This window comes from Brevundimonas sp., from assembly GCF_035626535.1.
Lineage (GTDB): Bacteria > Pseudomonadota > Alphaproteobacteria > Caulobacterales > Caulobacteraceae > Brevundimonas.
The window spans coordinates 39,920-61,168 of the sequence record NZ_DASPNO010000015.1; the positions used below are offsets into that span (position 1 = coordinate 39,920).

General features: G+C 68.6%; 18 protein-coding genes. 11 read left to right on the forward strand and 7 right to left on the reverse strand.

Annotation, left to right across the window (positions count from 1 at the left end; genetic code table 11):
* Window positions 1-5: 5 nt before the first annotated feature.
* The 6 genes from VEC04_RS01590 to flgK all read right to left on the reverse strand — a co-directional run bounded on the left by VEC04_RS01590 (window position 6) and on the right by flgK (window position 7,789).
* The gene (locus VEC04_RS01590) at window positions 6-785 is read right to left on the reverse strand and encodes an ABC transporter ATP-binding protein (RefSeq protein ID WP_324773162.1); all 780 of its coding nucleotides are present in this window, start codon (window positions 783-785) and stop codon (window positions 6-8) included.
* Complete coding sequence (locus VEC04_RS01595; protein WP_324773164.1) at window positions 782-1,897, reverse strand: ABC transporter permease; 1,116 nt, start codon at window positions 1,895-1,897, stop codon at window positions 782-784. Before VEC04_RS01595 ends, VEC04_RS01590 begins: the two co-directional genes overlap by 4 nt.
* 113 nt (window positions 1,898-2,010) lie before the next feature.
* Window positions 2,011-3,444 carry a UdgX family uracil-DNA binding protein gene (locus VEC04_RS01600; RefSeq protein WP_324773168.1) on the reverse strand — a complete coding sequence of 478 codons (1,434 nt, stop codon included), beginning with the start codon at window positions 3,442-3,444 and terminating at the stop codon, window positions 2,011-2,013.
* Complete coding sequence (locus VEC04_RS01605; protein ID WP_324773170.1) at window positions 3,444-4,685, reverse strand: putative DNA modification/repair radical SAM protein; 1,242 nt, start codon at window positions 4,683-4,685, stop codon at window positions 3,444-3,446. The genes VEC04_RS01600 and VEC04_RS01605 overlap by 1 nt, the downstream gene beginning before the upstream one ends.
* Before the next feature lie 63 nt (window positions 4,686-4,748).
* Window positions 4,749-5,675, reverse strand: a complete 927-nt coding sequence (locus tag VEC04_RS01610) for a flagellin (RefSeq protein ID WP_324773172.1) — start codon at window positions 5,673-5,675, stop codon at window positions 4,749-4,751.
* Complete coding sequence (gene flgK, locus VEC04_RS01615; RefSeq protein WP_324773174.1) at window positions 5,675-7,789, reverse strand: flagellar hook-associated protein FlgK; 2,115 nt, start codon at window positions 7,787-7,789, stop codon at window positions 5,675-5,677. The genes VEC04_RS01610 and flgK overlap by 1 nt, the downstream gene beginning before the upstream one ends.
* A gap of 390 nt (window positions 7,790-8,179) precedes the next feature.
* Here flgK and VEC04_RS01620 point away from each other — a divergent pair, with 390 nt between their 5' ends.
* From VEC04_RS01620 to VEC04_RS01650, 7 genes are all read left to right on the forward strand, one after another.
* Complete coding sequence (locus tag VEC04_RS01620; RefSeq protein ID WP_324773176.1) at window positions 8,180-9,544, forward strand: flagellar hook-length control protein FliK; 1,365 nt, start codon at window positions 8,180-8,182, stop codon at window positions 9,542-9,544.
* Window positions 9,545-9,547: 3 nt separating this feature from the next.
* On the forward strand, window positions 9,548-10,303 hold the full coding sequence (locus VEC04_RS01625) for a flagellar hook assembly protein FlgD (protein WP_324773178.1): 756 nt from the start codon (window positions 9,548-9,550) through the stop codon (window positions 10,301-10,303).
* 13 nt (window positions 10,304-10,316) lie between these two features.
* Window positions 10,317-11,771 carry a flagellar hook protein FlgE gene (flgE, locus tag VEC04_RS01630; RefSeq protein WP_324773180.1) on the forward strand — a complete coding sequence of 485 codons (1,455 nt, stop codon included), beginning with the start codon at window positions 10,317-10,319 and terminating at the stop codon, window positions 11,769-11,771.
* 164 nt (window positions 11,772-11,935) lie between these two features.
* Window positions 11,936-12,226, forward strand: coding sequence for a DUF1153 domain-containing protein (locus tag VEC04_RS01635; RefSeq protein WP_168046867.1), 291 nt, complete (start codon window positions 11,936-11,938; stop codon window positions 12,224-12,226).
* 115 nt (window positions 12,227-12,341) lie between these two features.
* On the forward strand, window positions 12,342-13,541 hold the full coding sequence (gene mnmA / locus VEC04_RS01640; RefSeq protein WP_324773184.1) for a tRNA 2-thiouridine(34) synthase MnmA: 1,200 nt from the start codon (window positions 12,342-12,344) through the stop codon (window positions 13,539-13,541).
* Window positions 13,534-14,115 carry a hemerythrin domain-containing protein gene (locus VEC04_RS01645; protein ID WP_324773186.1) on the forward strand — a complete coding sequence of 194 codons (582 nt, stop codon included), beginning with the start codon at window positions 13,534-13,536 and terminating at the stop codon, window positions 14,113-14,115. Before mnmA ends, VEC04_RS01645 begins: the two co-directional genes overlap by 8 nt.
* A 98-nt stretch (window positions 14,116-14,213) precedes the next feature.
* Window positions 14,214-16,157: a S9 family peptidase gene (locus VEC04_RS01650; protein ID WP_324773188.1), complete on the forward strand. Its 1,944-nt coding sequence runs from the start codon at window positions 14,214-14,216 to the stop codon at window positions 16,155-16,157.
* Here VEC04_RS01650 and VEC04_RS01655 read toward each other — a convergent pair.
* Window positions 16,147-16,995 carry a thioesterase family protein gene (locus tag VEC04_RS01655; protein ID WP_324773190.1) on the reverse strand — a complete coding sequence of 283 codons (849 nt, stop codon included), beginning with the start codon at window positions 16,993-16,995 and terminating at the stop codon, window positions 16,147-16,149. The two genes, VEC04_RS01650 and VEC04_RS01655, sit on opposite strands and share 11 nt — an antisense overlap.
* A gap of 180 nt (window positions 16,996-17,175) precedes the next feature.
* Between VEC04_RS01655 and VEC04_RS01660 the strand changes: the two genes are divergently transcribed.
* The 4 genes from VEC04_RS01660 (at window position 17,176) to VEC04_RS01675 (ending at window position 21,082) form a co-directional block, all read left to right on the forward strand.
* Window positions 17,176-17,673, forward strand: coding sequence for a helix-turn-helix domain-containing protein (locus VEC04_RS01660; protein ID WP_324773192.1), 498 nt, complete (start codon window positions 17,176-17,178; stop codon window positions 17,671-17,673).
* A gap of 3 nt (window positions 17,674-17,676) precedes the next feature.
* Window positions 17,677-18,426 carry a glutathione S-transferase family protein gene (locus VEC04_RS01665; protein WP_324773194.1) on the forward strand — a complete coding sequence of 250 codons (750 nt, stop codon included), beginning with the start codon at window positions 17,677-17,679 and terminating at the stop codon, window positions 18,424-18,426.
* Window positions 18,427-18,504: 78 nt separating this feature from the next.
* Window positions 18,505-19,686, forward strand: coding sequence for an acetyl-CoA C-acyltransferase (locus tag VEC04_RS01670; protein ID WP_324773196.1), 1,182 nt, complete (start codon window positions 18,505-18,507; stop codon window positions 19,684-19,686).
* A 412-nt stretch (window positions 19,687-20,098) separates the two neighbouring features.
* Window positions 20,099-21,082, forward strand: a complete 984-nt coding sequence (locus VEC04_RS01675) for an alpha/beta hydrolase (protein WP_324773198.1) — start codon at window positions 20,099-20,101, stop codon at window positions 21,080-21,082.
* Window positions 21,083-21,249: the final 167 nt, after the last annotated feature.

Sequence of the window (21,249 nt, forward strand, 5' to 3'; positions counted from 1 at the left end):
TCTCCTCAGGCGGCCTTGTTGCCGGCGCGGCCGCGCGGGCCGAGGAAGTATTCCCTGATCCAGGGATGGTCTGACTGTTCCAGCTCCTGGACGGTCGCCTTGGCCACGATCCGCCTGTCCGCCACGACCGCCACCTTGTCGGTGATGGCGTAGAGGCTGTCGAGATCGTGGGTGATCATGAAGACGGTCAGGCCGAGGTCGTTGGACAACTGCCGGATCAAATCGTCGAACGCCGCCGCGCCGATCGGGTCCAGACCCGCGGTGGGCTCGTCTAGGAACAGCAGCTCAGGATCCAGCGCCAGCGCCCGCGCCAGTCCGACCCGCTTGCGCATTCCGCCCGACAGCTCGGCCGGCTTCTGGTGGTGGGCTTCGGGCTTGAGCCCGACCATGGCGATCTTCATCTCGGCCAGTTCGCGGATGACATCTTTGGGCAGGCGCGTGTGCTCGACCAGCGGAGAGGCGACGTTGTCGATGACGCTGAGCGACGAGAACAGCGCGCCCTGCTGGAACAGGATGCCGGTCCGGCGTTCGATGTCGGCCGACTGCTCCTTGCTGAGGTCCGCCATGTCGTGGCCGAACACCCGCACGGACCCGCCCTCGGGCTCCTTCAGCCCGATGATCGAGTTGAGCAGCACGGTCTTGCCCGCGCCCGACCCACCGACCACCCCCAGCACCTCGCCGCGTTCCACGTCGAGGTCGAGGTCCTCGTGGATGACGCGCTCGCCGAACTGGCTGAGCAGGCCCCGCACCTCGATCAGGTTTTCCGCTCTGGCCGTCCCGGTCACCAGTTCAGCTCCAGGAAGATCATCGCGAACACGGCGTCCAGGAAGATGATCGCGAAGATGGCCTGCACCACCGCCGCGGTCACCCGGCGGCCGAGGCTCTCGACGTCGCCGGCCACCGCCATTCCCTGTCGGCAGCCGATCGCGGCGACGACCACGGCGAAGACGGGCGCCTTCAGCAAGCCGACCCCGAGATGGGTGCCCATTTTGGGGTCCTCGGCGATCCGCTGCACGAAGAAGGCCGGTCCGTAGGACAGCTCGTTCCATGTCACCAGCAGGCCGCCGAACAGGCCCGCGACCATGCCGACAAAGGTGAGTAGCGGCAGCATCGCCAGCATGGCGGCGAGGCGGGGAATGACCAGCGCCTGGAAGGGATTCACCCCCATCACCTGCATGGCGTCCACCTCTTGGTTCATACGCATCGAACCGATCTCGGCGGCGAAGGAGGAGGCCGACCGGCCCGCCAGCAGCACCGAGGTGATGACCACCGCAAACTCGCGCAGCACCGAGACCGCGACCAGTTGGACCGTGAACACGGCGGCCCCGAACTGGGTCAGCATATTGGCGCCCAGATAGGCGATGACCGCGCCGATGAAGAAGTTCGTCACGGCGATGATCGGTATGGCGTCCAGGCCGGCGCGTTCGCCCTGGCTGAACCACGCCGCCCAGCGGATGCGGCCGGGATGGCGCAGCGCCGCGCCGACGGCGACGATCAGCCGGCCGAGGAACGCCATCGAAAGCGTGGCCTCGCCGATGATGTCCTGAACGCCCCGTCCGACCTTGGCGAAGCCGCGGACCCAGCCGGGCGACCGACGGGGCGGCCCCGCGCTCTCGCGCTCGAGCCGCTCGACGAGGGCGTAGGTGCGTCCCGCCTCGGGCCGCTGCTTCCATGCGGTTTCCGGAAGGACGCAGTTGCTAGCCTGGACGATGGCGAGGGCGCCGGCCGTGTCGAAACGCCCGAGCTCGCTCAGATCGACGGCGTCGACGCAGCGCTGATGCAGCGAGTCGTCGAGCCGGCGCGATATCCGGCCGAGGCTGGTCGCGGTCCAGTCGCCGATCAGGCGCAGGGTCAGGCGGCCCTCGTCCTCGTCAATCTGAAAGTCCGCTGCGGCCATGCCCCTACCTAGATTGCGCCGTTCGATTTGCCTACGGTATGACCACGGCAAAGCTGGGGCAGAGCCGAACAACGCCGGCCGGCCGTATTCGTTCAGACACGGTGAATTCGCCGCTAGAGCAGGACCTTGGCCTGCTCGAGGTCCGCGACGAAGCGGTCCCGCTCCGCGGCCTTGGCGGCAGCGTCGGGAATGCGCAGCAAATAGGAGGGGTGTACGGTCAGCAACGCCTTGGCGCCGTCGGTCAGATCGATGCCGCGGCCCCGCTCCTTCGTCACCGCCACCTTGCGGGCGAGCACGCCGAACGCCGCCGTCGCTCCAAGGGTCACGATCACCTTCGGCTTGACGAGCCGCCGCTCCGCATCGAGCCACCAGCGGCAGGCGCTGACTTCGCCTGCCGACGGGGTCTTGTGCAGTCGCCGCTTGCCGCGCGGCTCATGCTTGAAGTGCTTGACGGCATTGGTGACGAAGACGTCCTCCCGGTCGATACCCACCTCGTCCAGGGCCGCGTCCAGCACCCGTCCCGCTGGACCGACGAAGGGGTGGCCCGCGAGATCTTCCTGATCACCCGGCTGCTCGCCGACGATCATCAGCTTCGCCCGCTTGGGTCCCTCCCCACAAACCCCCTGCGTGGCGTCGCGCCACAGCGGGCATCGGCGGCAGGCCTGCACCGCCTGATCGAGTTCGGACAGGGTCGAAGGCACGAACCCTTCATCGAAGGCGTGATCCCGATTCAACCGCGACAGCGTCTTGGCGAGACGGGCGTTCGGTTCGGGGGCGGAGGCGGCGACCATGGCCTCCGTTCGAACCGCCGACTGGGCCACCAGTTCCGGGATAAGCGCCGCCTCGGGCAGGTTCTTCCAGTAGCGCCGTGGCATCTCGCCCTGCATGGCCCTTGTCTTCAGCCGCGCCGGATTGAACGTTGACGCGTAGTAGGTCTTCCAGAACTCCTCTATCTCGTCCTCCGCCGGGGCCATGTCGCGAGTCGCCGACGGGCCAAAGGTCAGCTTTTCGCCGTCCCATGAGGCCGACCCGTCGGACGTGAGGATGGACCAGCGCAGGGAGGCGAACCGGCGAACGAAGAACGGCGCCGTCTTCTCCACGACCCGGTGCACCGGCTCGAACCACGCGACCCAGCATTCACCCGCCACGTCCTCCATCTGCCGAAAGCGGACGAAGGCCTTCATCTTGTGGCTGGCCCGGCTGACGTTCTTCGCCCGCTCCACGGCGTCGGCCACGTCGGGATCGGTGACTACGTGCATCAGGTCCGGTTCGGCGGCTAGCCGCCACAGCAGCCGGTAGAGCAGATCGAAACGGTCAGCGGAGCGATGCAGGATCACCTCCTGCGCCAGGTCGACGAATGCCTTGGGGACGCTGAACGACGGCGCGCCCGGCGCAGACGGAGGAAGGCTTTCGTCGAACAGGCCATCGCCGTCCGCTCCGACGCGGAACGCCGCCTGCTCCGGCGTCACGCCCGCCTGACGGAACGCCCTCGCCGCCTTGCGCCAGCCGCCGAAATCGATCTCTCCCGCGAGCGCCGCGACACGCATCAGAACAGGCTCATCTGCACCGGGGCCGGATCGGGCGCGATCCTTCCGCGCAGATCGACGGCGTCCGTCAGCCCACCCGGGCTCCAGTCCAGCGCCGTGATGAACGGCCGCACCTTGTCGATGCCCCGGCAGAGACGGGCGATGTCCTCCAGCCGAAGCGTGCGCCAACGACGCACGGAAACGATCCGGTCCACCGACTTCACGCCGAGCCCGGGCACCCGGAGCAGCATCTCCCGCGGGGCGGTGTTCACATCGACAGGAAACTGCTCCCGCCGGTTCAGCGCCCAAGCCAGCTTGGGATCGATGGCGAGGTCCAGCATCCCATCCGTAGCCGCCTCGCCGATTTCCGGCGCGGAGAAGCCGTAGAAGCGCATCAGCCAGTCGGCCTGATACAGCCGGTGCTCACGCATCAGCGGGGGCTTCGTTAGCGGCAAGGCGCTCGACGAGTCCGGAATAGGGCTGAACGCTGAATAGTAGACGCGGCGCAGCCCATAGCCGCCATACAGGGAGGCGCTGCGGGCCATGATCTCGGTGTCGAGCGCTCCATCCGCCCCGACGATCAGCTGGGTTGATTGACCCGCCGGGGCGAATTGCGGCGGTTTGGCTTTGTCCCGGCGGCCAGGCTTTGCCGCCTCGCTCGCCAGCCTGACCTGGCCCATCGCCTTCTTGATGACGCCAACGTTCTTCTGGGGCGCCAGCCGCTTCAGCGCCTCGTCCCGGGGGAGTTCGATATTGGCGGAGAGGCGGTCGGCATAGAGACCCGCCTCCTCGACCAGCCGCGGGTCAGCCTCCGGGATCAGCTTCAGGTGGATGTAGCCGCGGAAGTCATGCTCGGTGCGCAGGTCCTTCGCCACCCGCACCAGTTGCTCCATCGTGTAGTCGCCCGAGCGGATAATGCCGGACGACAGGAAGAGCCCTTCAATGTAGTTCCGTTTGTAGAATTTCAGCGTCAGCTCGACGACCTCCTCCACCGAAAAACGGGCACGGGGCACGTTGGAGCTCGCCCGATTGATGCAGTAGGCGCAGTCGTAGATGCAGAAATTGGTCAGCAGGATCTTCAGCAGCGAAACGCAACGTCCGTCCGGCGTATACGCATGGCAGATGCCCATGCCCTCGGTGGACCCGAGGCCCCTGCCGCCCGCGGAGTCGCGCTTCGACGTGCCTGATGACGCGCAGCTGGCGTCGTATTTGGCGGCGTCTGCGAGGATGGACAGCTTTCGCCGGAGATCGATCTGAGCCATTGTTCGCATTATGTTCCGCCAGGAACAGCGCGTCCAGCATGGCCGTGGAGGCGATTTGTCGCGCTACCTCAAATAGTTGAGAAGCGAGACCTGCCTGAGCTGAGAGATCACCTGCGCCGACGCCTGAATGGCCACCTGCGAAAGTTGAAGATCGGTGATCGCGACGGCCATGTCGGCGTCGGTCCGGTTCGAGACCAGTTCGTCCAACGAGCCCAGCTGCGCCTCGTGGCCCGTGGTGATGTTGTCGACCTGGTTGGCGATCGATCCCGTCTTGGCGATCTTGTCGATGACGCCCGTTGCGGCCTGTTCCAGTCGCGCCAGCTGGTCAGTGAGGAAGGTTTTCTGCGCCTCGGTCACCTTGCCGGTGAGGGGACCGTTCACGCCGGTGTGGAAGATCTGGATGTCCCGAAGGATTTCGAAGACCTCGCTGCCGAGATCATCGGCGAGGAAGCCGGTCTCGAGCGTTGTGCCTTCCGCGACCCGGCTGGCGGTCTTCAGCGTGTCATTGACAAACACCGAGGCCACGTCCGGCGCGGCCGCCAGTTCGCCAAGGGTGCCGGCCGTCACCGGCGACGTGGCGGTGGAGGCGCCCGAGAACAGATAGCCCCCATGGTGCCGCATCGTCAGGCCGCCGCGGATCGCCTGGAAATGACCTTCCAGCTCCAGCATCAGCGAACCGGCCGAGTCCGTGGCCAGCACGCTGCCTACGGCCTCCCGCAGTCCGGCGATGCCGTCGCTCACCTGGGTCATGGCCAGATTCTGGGTGGTCAGCCGGGCGCTGACGGCCTTCGATGTGTCGATGAAGCCCTGGATGCGGCTTTGCGCGCCCTTCAGGGCGGTCAGGGTCTCCGACTGCCGGCCGAAGCCGCTGAGGTCCGTGGCGTTCTTCTGCGTCGACACACGCTCCTGGGCGTCGGCGGCGCGAGTCTGGGCCTTCATCAGGTCCAGCAGGGCCGACTGATAGTTTCCGAACGTGGCGACGCGGTTCATCAGACCATCCCCAGAAGCGTGTCATACATGTCCTTGGCGGCCTGGATCAGGCGCGCCGACGCGTTGAAGGCCTGCTGATAGGTCGTCATCAGCACCAGCTCCTCATCCAGATTGACCCCTTCATAAGCGGTCTGCCGGGCCGAGGCCTCCGTCGCGAGCGCCGCCGCCGTGTCGTTGCGATTCCTGGCCGCGGCCGCCTTGCCGCCGATCTCGCCCGACAGCTCGGAGGCGTAGCGCGAGACGGAGATCGAACCGCCTGAGGAGTCGCCGGCCGGCGCGAAATTGGCTGCGCGCTCGCCGGCGTCGGCCAGCAGCAGCGCGCCCCGTCCGTCGCCCGGACTCAGCGCCGACGCTCCGACAGCGACCGAAAGGTTCAGCTGGGCAAGCGCCAGTTTCGCCGGGCTCTGGCGAATATCGGCGCGCAGCGAGAAGCCGTCGGCGCGGGACGCCCGGACGCCGCCGCCGATCCCGAACAGCTCTGTGACCGAAACCCCTGACGGAACCTGGATCGTCGTGTCCTCAAGCACGCTCATCGTCGGCGCGGGATTGCCGTAGCCGGTGAAACCCAGCGATCCGTCCGCCGCGAGGGCGAACGACCCGAAGCGACCCACGCCCGTCGCCGGATCGTTCAGAGCGGTGATCAGGTCGCCGACCGTGCCGCCCACCGGGATCGAAACCTGTATATCGCGCAGCTTCGATCCGCCCTCACCCGTGAACCGGAAGCTCAGGGCCTCGCCCGCCGTGAACCCGTGGGGAGAGGCCGCCGTCATACCGGTGTCGTAGAAGGCCGGGCGATCGGTCGAGATCAGGTCGTTGAGCCCGAAATAGTGCGAGAAGCCCCGGCCTGACTTGGCCGACGGGCTGGTCGGATCGTCGGCGATGGCGACGCCGTTGCTCCCGCCGGCCGCGATAGTCAGCTTGCCGTCGACGAAGCTGGCGGTCGCCCCGCCGCCCAGCTGGGCGTTGAGCACCGTGAGGAAGGTCGCGGGAGTCGCGGCCGCGCCGTTCACCGTCATCGTGGCGCCGCTGAAGACAATGTCGGCGCGGTTCTGGATGACGCCCGCCGCATTGGTAACGGCGATCGTGGTCTGGCCCGCAAAGCCCGCAATGGCGCTTTCGAACGTCTGGCCGACGTTGCGGCCGGTCAGGCTGGTCGGGGCCGGGACCGGGCTGTTGGCGTTGTGAGCGCGGTTCAGTTCGTCAGCGACGTGGGCGACCAGCTCGGCCAGCCGTTCCGCGGTCGCTGGGGCCTCAACGTCGCGCAACTCGACCAGACCCTTGATCTCGCCCGACACCACGCTGTCCAGTAACGAACGCTTTTGCCCGCCCGGTTCGGTAACCCAGATTTCGTTGAAGGCGGTTTCGCTCGTGACGGTGCCCGCACGCGTATAGCTGAGCGTCGCCGCGCCCTCTCCCGCCAGCAGGGTTCCGGCGCCTGTGCGGATCGAGACCCCGCCGACCGGGCGTACCGAGACCCGGATGTCCATCAGTTCGGCCAGCTGCCCGATCAGGGCCGCCTGCGCCGTTTCCGCGCCGGAGGCGTCGCCATTCACGACCGTGGCGCGGGCGATCTCGAGGTTCAGGCCCTCGATCTGCTGCAGAAGACTGTTCGCCTTCTCGATCGCGCTCTGGATCCGGCCATCGGCGTCCTCGCGCACGGCCTGTATCTGCTCGCCAATCCGGCCGGCTTCGTCGAACAGGGCCTGGGTGCGGAACAGGGCATCCTGCCGGCGCGGCGAGGAGGTCGGATCCTCGGCGCTGGCGGCGAAGGCGGAGAACACGCCGTCGACCTGCGAGAAGAAGCCGCTGTCGCCGCCCGGGTCGCCGAACAGGGACTGGATGCGGTCATAGAGTTCGTAGCGCACGCCCTGCCGTGCGGCCTCGGCGCCGGCGTTCAGACTGGCGGCCTGCAGGAAGCGGTCGGTCGCGAGGCGGATGCGAGCGACCTCGACCCCGGCGCCCATTCCCTGGCTCGTCAGAGTGACCTGATCCGCGATCTTGCGAACGTAGCCGGGGGTGTTGACGTTGGAGACGTTGTCCGAGACGACGCGGAGCTGGGTCTGCGCCGCGGACAGGCCGCTGGTCGCCGTGTTCATGATGGCGTTCAGCGACATGCGGAGGCCTCCGATGCGGCGGCGCCCGGCAAGGCCTGCCAGCCGATGCGCGCTTTTTGCCCGGCGGCGGGATGCAGCCGTCCGGTCAAGTCACTGTAATTTCGCGAGATCGCGTTTCGCGCTTGGGTCATGACCGACGAGGGGCGCAAACCGCGGGCCAGATGACGCGGCTCTCGGCCCGGCGGGCGGCGCCGGGCAAGAAACGTCTCCACACGGCAATAATCGACCGTGCGCCGCCCGATCCGTTGGTCATGTCTCGGCGAGTTTTCCATTTCTTTTCAGGAGATTGTGAGCCGAGCGTGAAGTGGCCCACGACTTGCGCCGCATCATCCGAATGTTCGGCGCAGCAGGCGCCCCAGCCACATCGCTCCGGCGACGCCCCTCGGGACCATGTCCGCTCAAGCCGTCCTCGCCATGATCGCGTCCCGCCTGCCGGCGACCCCGCGGGGGCCGTCCGGAGGTGACGAGGCGTCCGGCTTCCGGGGGCTGCTAGCCGCGCTCCGTTCGGACGCCGGCGAGAGCGCCCGGCCGACGACCGACCCGGAGCGGCCGACGGAGTCGTCCGATCCCGAAAAGATCGCCGACGCCGAACCGCTTGTCCTTCCGGGGGCCGTGGACGCAAAGGCTCCGGAACCCCAGGTGCTGCCGGGCGGCGTCGTGAGCAAGGATGCCGAGCCGCAGGTTCTGCCGGGCACGGTCGTGAAGGCGCCGGAGCCGCAGGTTCTGCCGGGGTCCGTTGGCAGCAAGGTTCTTGAGCCGCAGGTCCTGCCGGGAACGGCGCCGTCCAAGGATCCAGAGCCGCTCGTCCTGCCGGGAACGCCCGTCGTCAAGGCCCAGGAACCGCAGGTGCTGCCAGGCACGACCCAAGGCAAGAATTCCGAGCCGCAAATCCTGCCCGCGGCAGTGGGCGACATCACCCTGCCCCTCACCACCGAGGGCGACTCCATAGATCTCGCCCCGCCCGGGCCGACCGGCGATCCGATCAGGCCGCCGGGAGCTGTGGCGGCTTCGCTCCAACCGGCGCCGCCGCCGCTCCGCGCCTTGGCCGAACGCACCTCGAAGCCGCTCGACGGGAGCGCGCCTTCCGCGCCTTCCCCGTCTTCGGCGGACGCGAAGGCCTTCGGTGCGGCAGCGTCATCGCCTGCCACGCCGACGGACCAGCCGGCAAAACCCACGCCGCCGCCCGCTCCGACGGGAACCGCTCCGCAGGCTGACGCCTCCGTCCCGGCCCCGGAAGAGGGCGCGACGGGCGGATCCGCGACGACCCAGACCGAAGCCCCCGCCCCGGCGCGGGAGCACAGTCTCTCGACCCTTTCCCGCGCCACCGTCGACGCCACGGCGCAGATCGCCGCGCAGATCCTGCGCAAGCTTGAGGGTCGTTCAACCCGCTTCGAGATCACGCTGAAGCCGGCTGAACTGGGCCGGGTGGACGTCAAGCTGGACGTCGACACCGAGGGCCGACTGACCGCGAGGTTGGCGTTCGACAACCCGGCGGCGGCCACCGACCTGCGCGGCCGGGCGGACGAATTGCGTCGCCAACTGGAGGCCGCGGGCTTCCATCTCGCCGACGACGCCTTCGAGTTCGCCGAACGCGACAGCGGCTCCAGCGCTTTCGACAGGGGTCAGGACGCCCGGCACGGATCGAACCGCGCCTTTGCCGCCGCCGCCCGTCTGAACACCGAAACCGATGTCGCCCAGCCGCCGCAGTGGCTGGCGCTCTCCCTCTCGCCCGCGGGCGTGGACATGAAAGTCTGACCGATGGTTGACGCCGTCACCACCGCCAACAACGCGACCAACCGGATCAACGCCGGCACGACCATGCTGGCGTCGAATTTCGAGACCTTCCTGGCCCTGCTGACCTCGCAGCTGAAGAACCAGGACCCGCTGTCGCCGGTCGACTCCAACCAATTCACGGCCCAGCTGACGCAGATGGCCGGGGTCGAGCAGCAGTTGCTGACCAACGAACTGCTTAAGAGCCTTGTCGCGGCGCAAGGGGGCGGCGGTCTGGCCAGCGCCGCCAACTACATCGGCAAGGACGCCACCGCCGCCTGGACCGCCACCAAGTTCACCGACGGCGAGGCCGGGTGGAGCTATGAAGTCGCCACGAACGCCGCCTCGGTGAAGCTGGAGGTGCTGGACGGCTCGGGGAATGTCGTCTGGTCGGGCGACGCCCCGAACAAGACCTCCGGCGTCCACGAATTCTCGTGGGACGGCGAGGCCACCAGCGGCAACGACGGCCAGGAGGGCCAAGTCTATACGCTGAAGGTCGTTGCCAAGGACGCCGCCGGCGGCGCCATCGACGCCCAGGTCCTGACCCGCGGCCGCATCACCGGCGTCGAGATGTACGACGGCGAGACCTACCTGACGGTCGGCAACTCGATCGTGCCGATGTCCAGCGTCATCGCGCTCGAGGAAGCACGCACCGCCGGAACTCCCTCTCCCGCCGACGAAGAGGACGAGAGCCTGCTGGCCTCGCTTGCCTCGTCGCTCAACCCCCTGAAACTGTTCTCGTAAGGAGCCCCGCGCCATGAGCATCAACAGCGCACTTCTGGCCGGCGTGTCCGGCCTGACCGCCAACTCCGCCGCCCTCGCGGCCATCTCCCAGAACATCGCGAACGTGAATACGGTCGGTTACAAGCGCTCGGCCGCCGAATTCCAGACCGTGATCAACAGCCAGGTCACCGGCGCGGGCTACTCTGCGGGCGGCGTACTGGCCAGCGCCCGCCACTACACCAGCCAGGCCGGGCAGTTGCAGCGGACAACGTCCAACACCGACCTCGGCATCGCCGGCCAAGGGTTCTTCGTCGTCACCGAGAAAGCTGAGAACCTGCAAGTCACGGACGCTCGCCTGTTTACCCGCGCGGGGGCCTTCCGCGTCGACAACCTGGGCTATCTGAAGAACTCCGCCGGCCTTTACCTGCAGGGCTGGCCGGTCGACGCCGACGGCAACATCAACGCCGATCCGTCCGACCTGAACCGTCTGCGCACCATCAACGTCGGTTCCGTCGGCGGTACGGCCGAGCCCACCACCCGGGTGCAGCTGAATGCCAACATCAAGTCCAGCCAGGCGATCTCCGCCGAGGCGGCGGACGCCGCGGCCGTGCCGGTCGGCGCCAACGCCTATGATCCCGCGACCAACTCGATGTCGATGTGGGATCCCGAAACCGGTGACGGCGTGAAGCCCGACTTCGAACTCACCATCCCTGTGTCGGATTCCAAAGGCGGCCAGCGGACCATCGCGTTGTCGTTCCTGAAGAGCACGGTCCCGAACCAGTGGTATGCGGAAATCCGGGCCATTCCCGAGTCCGACGTCGCAACCGGCGCGGGCCTCTCGAATGGCCAGCTCAAGACCGGTCTGGTGGCCTTCACCCAGGACGGACGGCTCGACGTCGCTGCGATGGAAGCGATGGGCGCCGCCGCCCTCTTCCCCGACCCCGCGGCCGCGACCCTGACCTTCGGCGCCTCCGACAGCGGCGCGCCTGCCGCCGGCGAGTTCAACTGGGCCGCGGGCCTCGGCATCGACGACCAGGTTCTGGCCTTCGATCTGACCGCCTCGGCCGGCGGCCTGACGCAATACGACAGCGCCTCGGTTGTCCAGGCGGTGCTGACCAACGGCACCGCCTTCGGCAACCTGTCGGAGGTCAAGATCGACGACACGGGATTCGTGACCGCCATCTTCGACAATGGCGTGACCCGCCGTATCGCCCAGATCGCGCTGGCCACCTTCCCCAGCCCCGATGCGCTGCTGGAGTCCACCGGCAACGCCTTCCGGGTCAGCCAGGGATCCGGCACCTACAATCTGAAAGCCGCCGGAACCGGGGGCGCCGGCACCATCGGCTCCTCCCAGCTGGAGGCCTCGACCGTCGATCTGTCGGCCGAGTTCACCGGCCTGATCACAACCCAGCGCGCCTACTCCGCCTCTTCCAAGATCATCACCACCGCAGACGAGATGCTGGCCGAACTGATCAGCATCAAACGCTGATCTCTGGGTAAGGGGTCGTAAACCTCAATGAAGTCTTTGTTGAATATTGAGCCTGTGGGGGAAGGCCATTTTAGGTTTTCCTTCACCACGACGCTTAAACGGCCCTTAGCCGCCGACCGCTACGGTTCGAACCATAGTGATGGTGGTCAATGAGGCATAAGCCCATGTTGCAAGAGCGACGCCTTAACAATCAAGGCGAACAGTACGTGGTCGGCCCGACGGGCACGCCCCTGACCCTTCACGATCTTCCGCCGGCCAATACGGACCGCTGGGTGATCCGCCGGAAGGCCGAGGTCGTGGCCGCCGTTCGCGGCGGACTGATCAGCCTGGACGACGCGCTGGCGCGTTACCGCCTGACCGCCGAGGAGTTCCTCGCCTGGCAGAAGGCGATCGACAAGTGGGGCATGCAGGGTCTGCGCACGACCCGCATCCAGCACTACGGTCGCGGCAGCTAAATCCATTCCCCGAAGATGCGACGGCCGCTCCCGGCGACGGGGGCGGCCGTTGTCGTTTCGGCCTGTTTTTCCGTCGGCCTCGAAATCGCGCGGCTTTCGCACTAGATAGCGCGCCATGACGCTCGCAGAAGACATCTGCCCGGTTCCGACCATCGCCCGCGCCGACATGGACGCGGCGGTCGAGGCCGCACGCGCGGCGGTCGGGCTGCCGGTCGGCTCGCGCGTTGTGGCGGCGATGTCAGGCGGCGTGGACTCCACCGTCGTGGCGGCGCTGCTGCACAAGGCCGGCTACGATGTCGTTGGCGTGACACTGCAACTCTACGACCACGGTGCGGCGCTTAAGAAGAAGGGCGCCTGCTGCGCCGGCCAGGACATCCACGACGCTCGGCTCGCCGCCGAGATGCTGGGGATCCCGCACTACGTGCTCGACTATGAGAGCCGCTTCCGGGACGCGGTGATCGACCAGTTCGCCGACTCCTATCTCGCCGGCCAGACGCCGGTGCCGTGCATCCGTTGCAACCAGACGGTCAAATTCCGCGACCTTCTCGACGTCGCCCGCGATTTGGGCGCCGAGGCGATGGCGACCGGCCACTATGTGCGCCGCTCCGTCGTCGGCGGCCGCCCTCAGATGCGCAAGGCGGTGGACCACTCGCGCGACCAGTCGTATTTCCTCTTCGCCACAACGGCTGAGCAACTCGACTACCTGCGCTTCCCGCTGGCCGATCTGGAAAAGCCGCAGGTGCGGGGTGTAGCGGCCGAGCTGGGCCTGCGCATCGCCGCCAAGCCGGACAGCCAGGACATCTGTTTCGTGCCGAACGGCGACTACCGGACGCTGATCGACAAGCTGCGCCCGGAGGGACGCGAGGCCGGAGAGATCGTGCACATGGACGGTCGTGTTCTCGGCACGCACTCGGGCATTACGGACTACACCATCGGCCAGCGCCGCGGCCTGAACGTCGCCGTGGGCGAGCCGCTGTTCGTGACGAAGCTCGATCCGGCCCGGCGCCACGTCATCGTCGGCCCGCGCGAGGCCCTGCTGACGGCCGGCTTGACGCTCGACGAAACCAATTGGCTGGGCGACGCGCCCTCGATCGAGGCGGCCGCGGAGGCGGGCGCCCCCGTGCTGGCCCGCGTCCGCTCGACCCGCCCCCCCTCTCCCGCCCGCCTGTCACTGATCGACGGCGCGGTCTCCGTCGCCTTCGAAACCGGCGAGGAAGGCGTGGCCCCGGGACAGGCCTGCGCCCTGTACGATCCGGCTGACGCCGACCGGCTGCTGGGCGGCGGCTTCATCAAGTCGACGACGGCCGTTGCCTGACAAGCCGGACGATCCGCTGGCGCTCGCGTCACGTGGCGGCCTGCCGGACGAGTTCCTGTATCTGAGCCAATCCTTCCCGCGCGAGCGCTGGACCATGGGCGGGCTGCATCCAACCGCCCGCCGCTGGCTGCACATGCACGGCGGGTTTCGCGCGCATCAGACAGAGATGGGGGCGATGATCGGCGCCTGGCGCACGGATCAGTTCGATGTCCGGACCTTACATCAGGCTCTGATCCCGGCCCTGCAGCAGTTCCTGCAGCACCTCGATGGCCACCACCGGATCGAAAGCGGCCACTATTTCCCGGCCTTGCGGAGGCTGGAGCCGCGGATCGCGGCGGGCATCGACCTGCTGGACCGCGACCACGACGCCATTCACACCCACATCGAGGCGATGGTGGAGACCGGACGGGCCCTGCATCAGGCGGTCGTCGGCGGCGCGGCCGACGCGGGCGACCGCGTGGAACGGCTGGCCGAAGTGCTCGCTCTCGCCGCTCCCCAGCTGAGCCGGCATCTGGACGACGAGGAGGAGATCATCATTCCCCTGATCGCCCTGCGCGGCGACCCGCTGGAGTGAACGCCGTGGCGGCCGAGGTTAAATCCGCGACAGGTCGCATCTGAAACACTCCCCTGCCTCCTCTGACGATGACCACCAGCAATCGACAGGGGCTACCGATGAAACTCACCACCGCCAGCATGGCGTCCGTTCTGGCGCTCGCCGCCGCCGCGCCTCTGGTCGCCGCGCCGGCATGGGCCGAACCGGCTGTCGGGACATCCGTCGAAACCGATGCGCACCGCACCTACAGCGCCGCCGAGTTCTTCCAGACCCGCAGCTACGGCATGTCCAGTCCCGCCGGGCTCGCGTTCTCGACCGACGGCCGTTCGGTTCTGATCTCGAGCGACCAGACGGGGGTTTTCAACGCTTACGCCCTGCCGATCGACGGTGGCGAGCCGGTCGCGCTCAGCGCCTCGACGACGGTGGCCACGCGCGGCGTCAGCTACTTCCCGAACGACGACCGCGTGCTGCTCATGGCCGACAGCGGCGGCGGCGGCAGCGAACTGACCCACGTCTATGTCCGCGAGCTGGACGGCACGGTGCGCGACCTGACGCCGGGCGAGGCGGTGAAGGCCGACCTGCTCGGCTGGAACGCGGCCCGGGACATCTTCTGGGTGACGTCCAACGTCCGCGATCCGGAGGTCTTCGATCTCTACGCCTATAACGCCGACACCTACGAGAGCCGGCTGGTGTTCGAGAACCCGGGCGTGCTGATCGCCGATGTCTCGCCGGACGGACGCTGGCTGGCCATCGACAAGCCGGTCACCAGCGCCGACAGCGACGTCTATCTGGTCGACCTGCAGGGCGACCGCGAGCCGCGCCTGGTCACCGCCCACGAAGGCGATGTGGCCCATGCCACCTACGCCTTCACGCCCGACAGCCGGAAGCTGGTCTACGGCACCAATGAGCATGGCGAGTTCTGGCAGGCCTGGACCCACGACCTGACCACCGGCGCCAAGGCCCCGCTGATCCAGGCCGACTGGGATGTGGAGTTCGTCAGCTATTCGCCCTCGGGCCGTTATCGCGTCTGGGCGCTGAACGCGGACGGCTCGACGGAGCTGACCCTGCTCGACACGGCGACGGGCCAGCCGGTCCGCCTGAACGGCATGCCCGCCGGCAGCATCGGCCAGATCCGCTACAACGCCGATGAGACGCGCATCGCCTTCACCGTCTCGTCAGACACCTCGCCCAACGACGTCTGGACGGCCGACCTCGCCACGGGGCAGGCGCGGCGGCTGCTCACCGCGCTGAACCAGGCCATCAACGAGGCCGATCTGGTCGGGTCGGTGGTAGTCCGGTACGCCGCCTCCGACGGGACGATCATTCCCGGCGTCCTCTACCGGCCCAAGGGCGCCTCGGCGGCCAACCCGGCCCCGGCCATCGTGCTGACCCACGGCGGCCCCGGCGGGCAGAGCACCCGCGGCTACTCAGCCCAGATCCAGCATCTGGTGAACCACGGCTTTGCGGTGCTGGCGGCCAACAACCGGGGCTCGTCGGGCTACGGCAAGACGTTCTTCCACATGGACGACCGCGCCCACGGCGAGGCCGACCTGCAGGACATCGTCGACGCCGGGCATTGGCTGCGCCAGCAGGACTGGGTCGCCGACGACCAGGTGGCGGTGATGGGCGGCTCCTACGGCGGCTTCCTGACCGCCGCGGCCATGGCCTTCCATCCGGAGGCGTTCGACGCCGGGATCAACATCTACGGCGTGACCAACTGGGTGCGGACGCTGGAGTCGATTCCGGCCTGGTGGGGCGCGCAGCGCGACGCGCTGTTCGACGAGATGGGCGTTCCGGCCACGGACGGCGAGCGGCACCGGCGCATCTCGCCGCTGTTCCACGCCTCCGGCATCCGCCGGCCCATGCTGGTGGTTCAGGGGGCCAACGATCCGCGGGTGCTGCCCGTCGAGAGCGAGGAGATCGTCGCGGCCGTTCGGGCCAACGGCGTGCCGGTCGAATACGTGCTGTTCCCCGACGAGGGCCACGGCTTCCAGCGGCGCGAGAACCGGATCACGGCGCAGGAGGCCTATCTGGCCTTCCTGAACCGCTACGTCAGGAAGTAGGGCCGCGGCTCGGCATCAGCTTGCGGCGTTGGCGGACCAGGGCGATGGGGCGGCCTTCGGGGGCGTGGGCGACCCCGTCCTCGACGGCCCAGCCGCCGCCAACGTCGCGGCTGGTGAAGTGGAAATAGGCCCAACCCTCCGGCGACAGGTCCGGGGTGATCTCCGTCAGCAGGTCGGCGCGCAGGTCGACGCTGGCGGAGATGACCGGCGGGGCCGGGAGGGCGGTGAAATAGGTCGGGTAGAGGCCGTCGAGGAGGAAGAGCAGCCGCGCCTCGTCCAGAGGGGCCGCGTCGGTGGTCCGCATCCAGCAGCCGAGTTCAGGCGTGCGGCCGGCGTTGTCGCCGAACAGGCGAGGCCCTGCGACAAAGCGGTAGTCGATGTGGCGGGTGAACCAGGGGCCGAAGGCAGGATCGAGGGGCGTCGGCTCGAGCGTGTCGACGGGCGTGGGCGAGGCGGTCAGGGGCGTCAGCACGGGACCGGCGACATCGCGACCATAGGTGCCCATCGCCTGGATGGCGGGGCGGTCGGGCTGGCCGCCGACCACCGAGGCGTAGGCGACGTTGCGGCCGCCGCGGTTCAGGACGGGCGTGAATCGGGCCTCCTCGAAACGGGCGGCGGCAAGGTATTGGATGGTGAGGGTCTGCAGCGGCGTCTCGACGCCCAGGCCCTGACGCATGGCGCCCGCCGCCAGCGCCGCCATCAGGCCGCCGAAGGGCGCACCCCGCTCCTGCGGTGCGGACTGGGGCGCATTGGAGAAGCCGCCGTCCAGCCGGGTGGTGAAGCCGCCCGCCCCGTCGTCGGTCAGGGTCAGGGCCTCGGCAAGCGTCTGCTGGGTCATGCGTCCGGAGTATCGCGAGCAAGGAGAGGGCGGAAGGCCGAAACCCTCCGCCCCAGTCGAGGGATCGGGAAACGCCGCGAGCGGGATCGCCGCGTGTCCGTAGCCAAACAAGACTGACCTAGTCCGTTCAGATTGGCAACCCTCTTGCCAAAAGGCTGACGTGGGGTCACGTTTGCGCCCATGGGACGCACCGCAGACTATTCTCGCCAGAGCTGCTCGATCGCCGCCACGCTGGAGGTGATCGGCGATCCGTGGACGCTGCTGGTCATCCGCGACGCCTTCAACGGGGTCAGCCGGTTCGAGCAGTGGCAGGAGCGGCTGGGCGTGGCGCGCAACGTGCTGGCGGCGCGTTTGAAGAGTCTGGTGCAGCACGGGGTGCTTGAGCCGCGGCTCTATTCGGAGCGGCCGCCGCGCAACGAGTATGTGCTGACCGCCAAGGGCAAGGACCTGTACGGGGTTCTGGTCACCCTGCACGGCTGGGGCGCCAAGCACGTCTATTGCGGGGCGGACGCCGGCGTCTCCATGACCCACAAGACCTGCGGCCACGAGCTGACGCCGCGCATCGCCTGCGGCTGCTGCGGCGAACTGGTCAAGCCGCGCGACATCGAGCTGGCCCTGGCCGAGAACCGGCCCACCGTGGGCGAGATGATGCCCCGCGCCGGCGAAGAGGCCGCCTGAGCCATGGAGCCGGTCACCATCGTCGGCAATCCGGTGTCGCCCTATGTCCGCAAGGTGCTGGCGGCCTGCGCCCTGAAGGGCGTCGAGGTGCAGCTGGATCCGATCGTCGGGCTGATGGGCAACGACGATTTCGACCGGATCAGTCCGCTGCGGCGGATTCCGGTGTGGGTCGAGGGCGAGGTGACGCTGTGCGACTCCAGCGTCATCGTCCAGTACATCGAAGAGACGCGACCGGGGCCGTCGCTGTGGCCGGCCGAGCCGGTCGAGCGGGCCAAGGCGCGCTGGCTGGAGGAGTTCGCCGACACCCGGCTGTTCGACGTGCTGGGCTGGCGGCTGTTCTTCGAGATCGCGCTGAAGCCCCGGTTCTTCGGCAGCGAGGTCGATCAGGCCAAGGTCGAGCACGCGCGGGACGTCGAGCTGCCCGGCATCCTCGACTATCTCGAGGGCGTGACGCCGGAGAGCGGCTTCCTGTTCGGTGCGCCGTCGATGGCCGATCTCAGCGTGGCGCCGGCCTTCGTCAACGCCGGCGCGGTGCAGGTCAATGTCGACGCGGCGCGCTGGCCGAAGCTGGCGGCGTGGCTGGAGCGGGTCGAGACGGAGACGCCGCTGGGCCCGCTGAACAAGCTGGCGCGGGCCCTGATGCGCACGCCGGTGCAGGCCCATCGCGACCGGGTCACCGAGTTCGGCTTCATCCCGGCCTCGCGCAGCTGGGGTGGCGGCGAGGTCCGCCGCGGCCCCATGACCCCCCGGTAGGCCAAGGCTTGCGCCCCGCTGGCAAAGAGCCGATCTAGCCGTCCGATTTTCCAGAGCTTCTCTCCCAAGGTTTCGCCCATGTCCGATCCGATCGTCATCTGCTCTTTCGCCCGCACGCCGATGGGCGGCTTCCAGGGCGCCCTGGCCGGGGTGAAGGCGACGGAGCTGGGCGCCACGGCGGTGAAGGCGGCGGTCGAGCGGGCCGGCGTCGCGCCGGAGAAGATCGAGCAGATCTACATGGGCTGCGTGCTGCCGGCCGGGCTGGGCCAAGCCCCGGCGCGGCAGGCGGCGATGGGCGCCGGCCTCGGCCGCCACGTCGAGGCGACGACGGTCAACAAGATGTGCGGCTCGGGCCTGCAGGCGGTCATGATGGCCTCGGACGCCCTGACGGCCGGATCCGCCGACGTGATCGTGGCGGGCGGCATGGAGAGCATGACCGGCGCCCCGTATCTGATGAACAAGCACCGCGGCGGGGCCCGGATCGGCCATGACGTCATCGTCGATTCGATGATGATGGACGGGCTGGAGGACGCCTATTCGCCCGGCAAGCCGATGGGCTCGTTCGCCGAGGATACGGCGGGAACCTACCAGTTCAGCCGCGAGGCCCAGGACGCCTACGCCATCGAGAGTCTGACCCGGGCCCGCGACGCCATCGCCACGGGCGCCTTCAAGGCCGAGATCACGCCGGTCGAGGTGACCACCCGCAAGGGGGTCGAGACGGTCAGCGAGGACGAACAGCCCGGCAAGGCCATGCCGGAGAAGATCCCGAACCTGAAGCCCGCCTTCGCGAAGGACGGCACCATCACCGCGGCCTCCTCGGCCTCGATCTCGGACGGCGCGGCGGCGGTGGTCATGACCCGCGAGAGCGTGGCGAAGGCGCTGGGCCTGCCGATCGTGGCGCGCATCGTCAGCCATTCGGCCCACGCCCATGAGCCGGGCCTGTTCACCACCGCCCCGGTGCCGGCGATGCAGAAGGCGCTGAAGAAGGCCGGCTGGTCCGTCGAGGACGTCGACCTGTGGGAAGTCAACGAGGCCTTCGCCGTGGTGCCGATGATCGCCATGCAGGAGCTGGGGATTTCTCATTCGAAGCTGAACGTGAACGGCGGGGCGACGGCTCTGGGCCACCCGATCGGGGCGTCGGGCGCGCGGGTGCTGGCGACCCTGCTGGCGGCCCTGCAGGCGCGCGGCGGCAGGAGGGGCGTGGCCAGCCTGTGCATCGGCGGCGGCGAGGCCGTGGCCATGGCGGTCGAGCTGGCCTGAGGCGGGTTCTACCCGGGCGAAATCCTGAAAAAACGCTGTGGCAGAGTCGGCAGAGTCGGCGCCGGAGGCGCGAAAATTCGCTATGGCAGAGTCGGCAGAGTCTACATCGGGGCAGCGCTCGAACGGGTGCTGGCGCGCCTTGGCGGCGCGGGCTGTGGGTTCGATTGTCAAAGACCGCCGGATGAACCGCAACATCGTACGCCCGCGGCTTCCTCCGGCGGGAAAGTCGCTTCGGGAAAAGGCGATGTGGTTGAGACCGCGGGAGGTTTTCCGCGCTATCGGACCATAATTTCCCGGATTGCCAGCAGAGCGTCCTCCTCTCCATCGGCGAAGGCCGATGGGGAGGTGGACGGGCCGCCAGCCTTGCCTCCGTCCGCCACGCCGCCCTACCCTCCCGCAGAGGAGACCTCCCATGAACCTGAACCGACGCACCGCCCTGGGGCTCGCGGCCGCCGCTATGACACCGGTGTCGCAAACCGTGGCGCCGGCCGATCCCGCTGAGACGATCCGGCTGTGGCCGGGGGCGGCGCCGGGCGGGGCGCGGGTCACCGTGACGCCGCGCGTGGTGGAGCGGTCGACCGATCCGGCCTTCCACGACCGCTTCGCGCAATACACCACCGAGCCGATCCTGACGGTGCTGCGGCCGGCGCGGGCGAACGGGGCGTCGCTGCTGCTGATCCCGGGCGGCGGCTACAAATGGGCCGTGGTGGACAAGGAGGGTCTGGACTGCGCGCGGGTGTTCGCCGCGGCGGGGGTGACCTGTTTCGTGCTGCGATACCGGCTGCCGGGCGACGGCTGGGCGGCCGGCGCGGACGCGCCGCTGCAGGATGCGCAGCGGGCGCTGCGGCTGGTGCGGGCGCGGGCGGCGGCGGACGGGCTGGACCCGGCCCGGGTGGCCGTGCTGGGCGCTTCGGCGGGCGGGCATCTGGCGGGGATGCTGACGGCGCGGACGGACGCCACCTATGCGGCGGCGGACGAGGCGGACGTCGTCTCGTTCCGGCCCGACCTGTCGATCCTGCTGTATCCGGTGGCGACCATGGCCGATCCGTTCGTCCATGCCGGGTCGCGCCGGGAGCTGCTGGGCGAGGCGCCGACGGCGGAGGCGACGGCACGCTATTCGCTGGAGCGGATGGACTGGCGGGGCGCGCCCGCGACGTTCCTGCTGCACGCCATGGACGATGCGGCGGTGCCGGTGGAGAACAGCCTGCAGCTGCTGTCGGCGCTGCGGGCGGCGGGCGCACCCGTGGAGGCGCATCTGTTCGAGGAAGGCGGGCACGGGTTCGGTGTGAGGTTGATCGAAGGCCGGCCGGCGGCGGTCTGGCCGCAGCTGGCGCTGGCCTGGGCCGAGCGGCACGGGTGGACCGGGGCGAAGCGGCAGGGCTCCCGAAACGCCTGACGACGAGTGGACTTCCGGGATTTCCGCTATGGGTGGAAAGCGGACCTAGATTGCCGCGTATCCGCACCGCGCCAGCAGGACAGGAAGATCATCGTCAAGGCCGATGCTCTTATCGTTCCTGCTCTCAAGGAACCGCAGCAACAACGCGCGGAGCTTGTCCGGTTCTG

Excerpts from the sequence above, each read along its gene's own strand:
- VEC04_RS01625 (WP_324773178.1), top strand. The coding sequence starts at position 9,548 with ATGGTTGACGCCGTCACCACCGCCAACAACGCGACCAACCGGATCAAC.
- VEC04_RS01655 (WP_324773190.1), bottom strand. The coding sequence starts at position 16,995 with ATGACCCAGCAGACGCTTGCCGAGGCCCTGACCCTGACCGACGACGGG.
- VEC04_RS01650 (WP_324773188.1), top strand. The coding sequence starts at position 14,214 with ATGAAACTCACCACCGCCAGCATGGCGTCCGTTCTGGCGCTCGCCGCC.
- VEC04_RS01600 (WP_324773168.1), bottom strand. The coding sequence starts at position 3,444 with ATGCGTGTCGCGGCGCTCGCGGGAGAGATCGATTTCGGCGGCTGGCGC.
- VEC04_RS01635 (WP_168046867.1), top strand. The coding sequence starts at position 11,936 with ATGTTGCAAGAGCGACGCCTTAACAATCAAGGCGAACAGTACGTGGTC.
- flgE (WP_324773180.1), top strand. The coding sequence starts at position 10,317 with ATGAGCATCAACAGCGCACTTCTGGCCGGCGTGTCCGGCCTGACCGCC.
- VEC04_RS01660 (WP_324773192.1), top strand. The coding sequence starts at position 17,176 with ATGGGACGCACCGCAGACTATTCTCGCCAGAGCTGCTCGATCGCCGCC.
- VEC04_RS01605 (WP_324773170.1), bottom strand. The coding sequence starts at position 4,685 with ATGGCTCAGATCGATCTCCGGCGAAAGCTGTCCATCCTCGCAGACGCC.
- VEC04_RS01670 (WP_324773196.1), top strand. The coding sequence starts at position 18,505 with ATGTCCGATCCGATCGTCATCTGCTCTTTCGCCCGCACGCCGATGGGC.
- VEC04_RS01610 (WP_324773172.1), bottom strand. The coding sequence starts at position 5,675 with ATGAACCGCGTCGCCACGTTCGGAAACTATCAGTCGGCCCTGCTGGAC.
- VEC04_RS01595 (WP_324773164.1), bottom strand. The coding sequence starts at position 1,897 with ATGGCCGCAGCGGACTTTCAGATTGACGAGGACGAGGGCCGCCTGACC.
- VEC04_RS01675 (WP_324773198.1), top strand. The coding sequence starts at position 20,099 with ATGAACCTGAACCGACGCACCGCCCTGGGGCTCGCGGCCGCCGCTATG.
- flgK (WP_324773174.1), bottom strand. The coding sequence starts at position 7,789 with ATGTCGCTGAACGCCATCATGAACACGGCGACCAGCGGCCTGTCCGCG.
- VEC04_RS01665 (WP_324773194.1), top strand. The coding sequence starts at position 17,677 with ATGGAGCCGGTCACCATCGTCGGCAATCCGGTGTCGCCCTATGTCCGC.
- VEC04_RS01620 (WP_324773176.1), top strand. The coding sequence starts at position 8,180 with ATGTCCGCTCAAGCCGTCCTCGCCATGATCGCGTCCCGCCTGCCGGCG.
- mnmA (WP_324773184.1), top strand. The coding sequence starts at position 12,342 with ATGACGCTCGCAGAAGACATCTGCCCGGTTCCGACCATCGCCCGCGCC.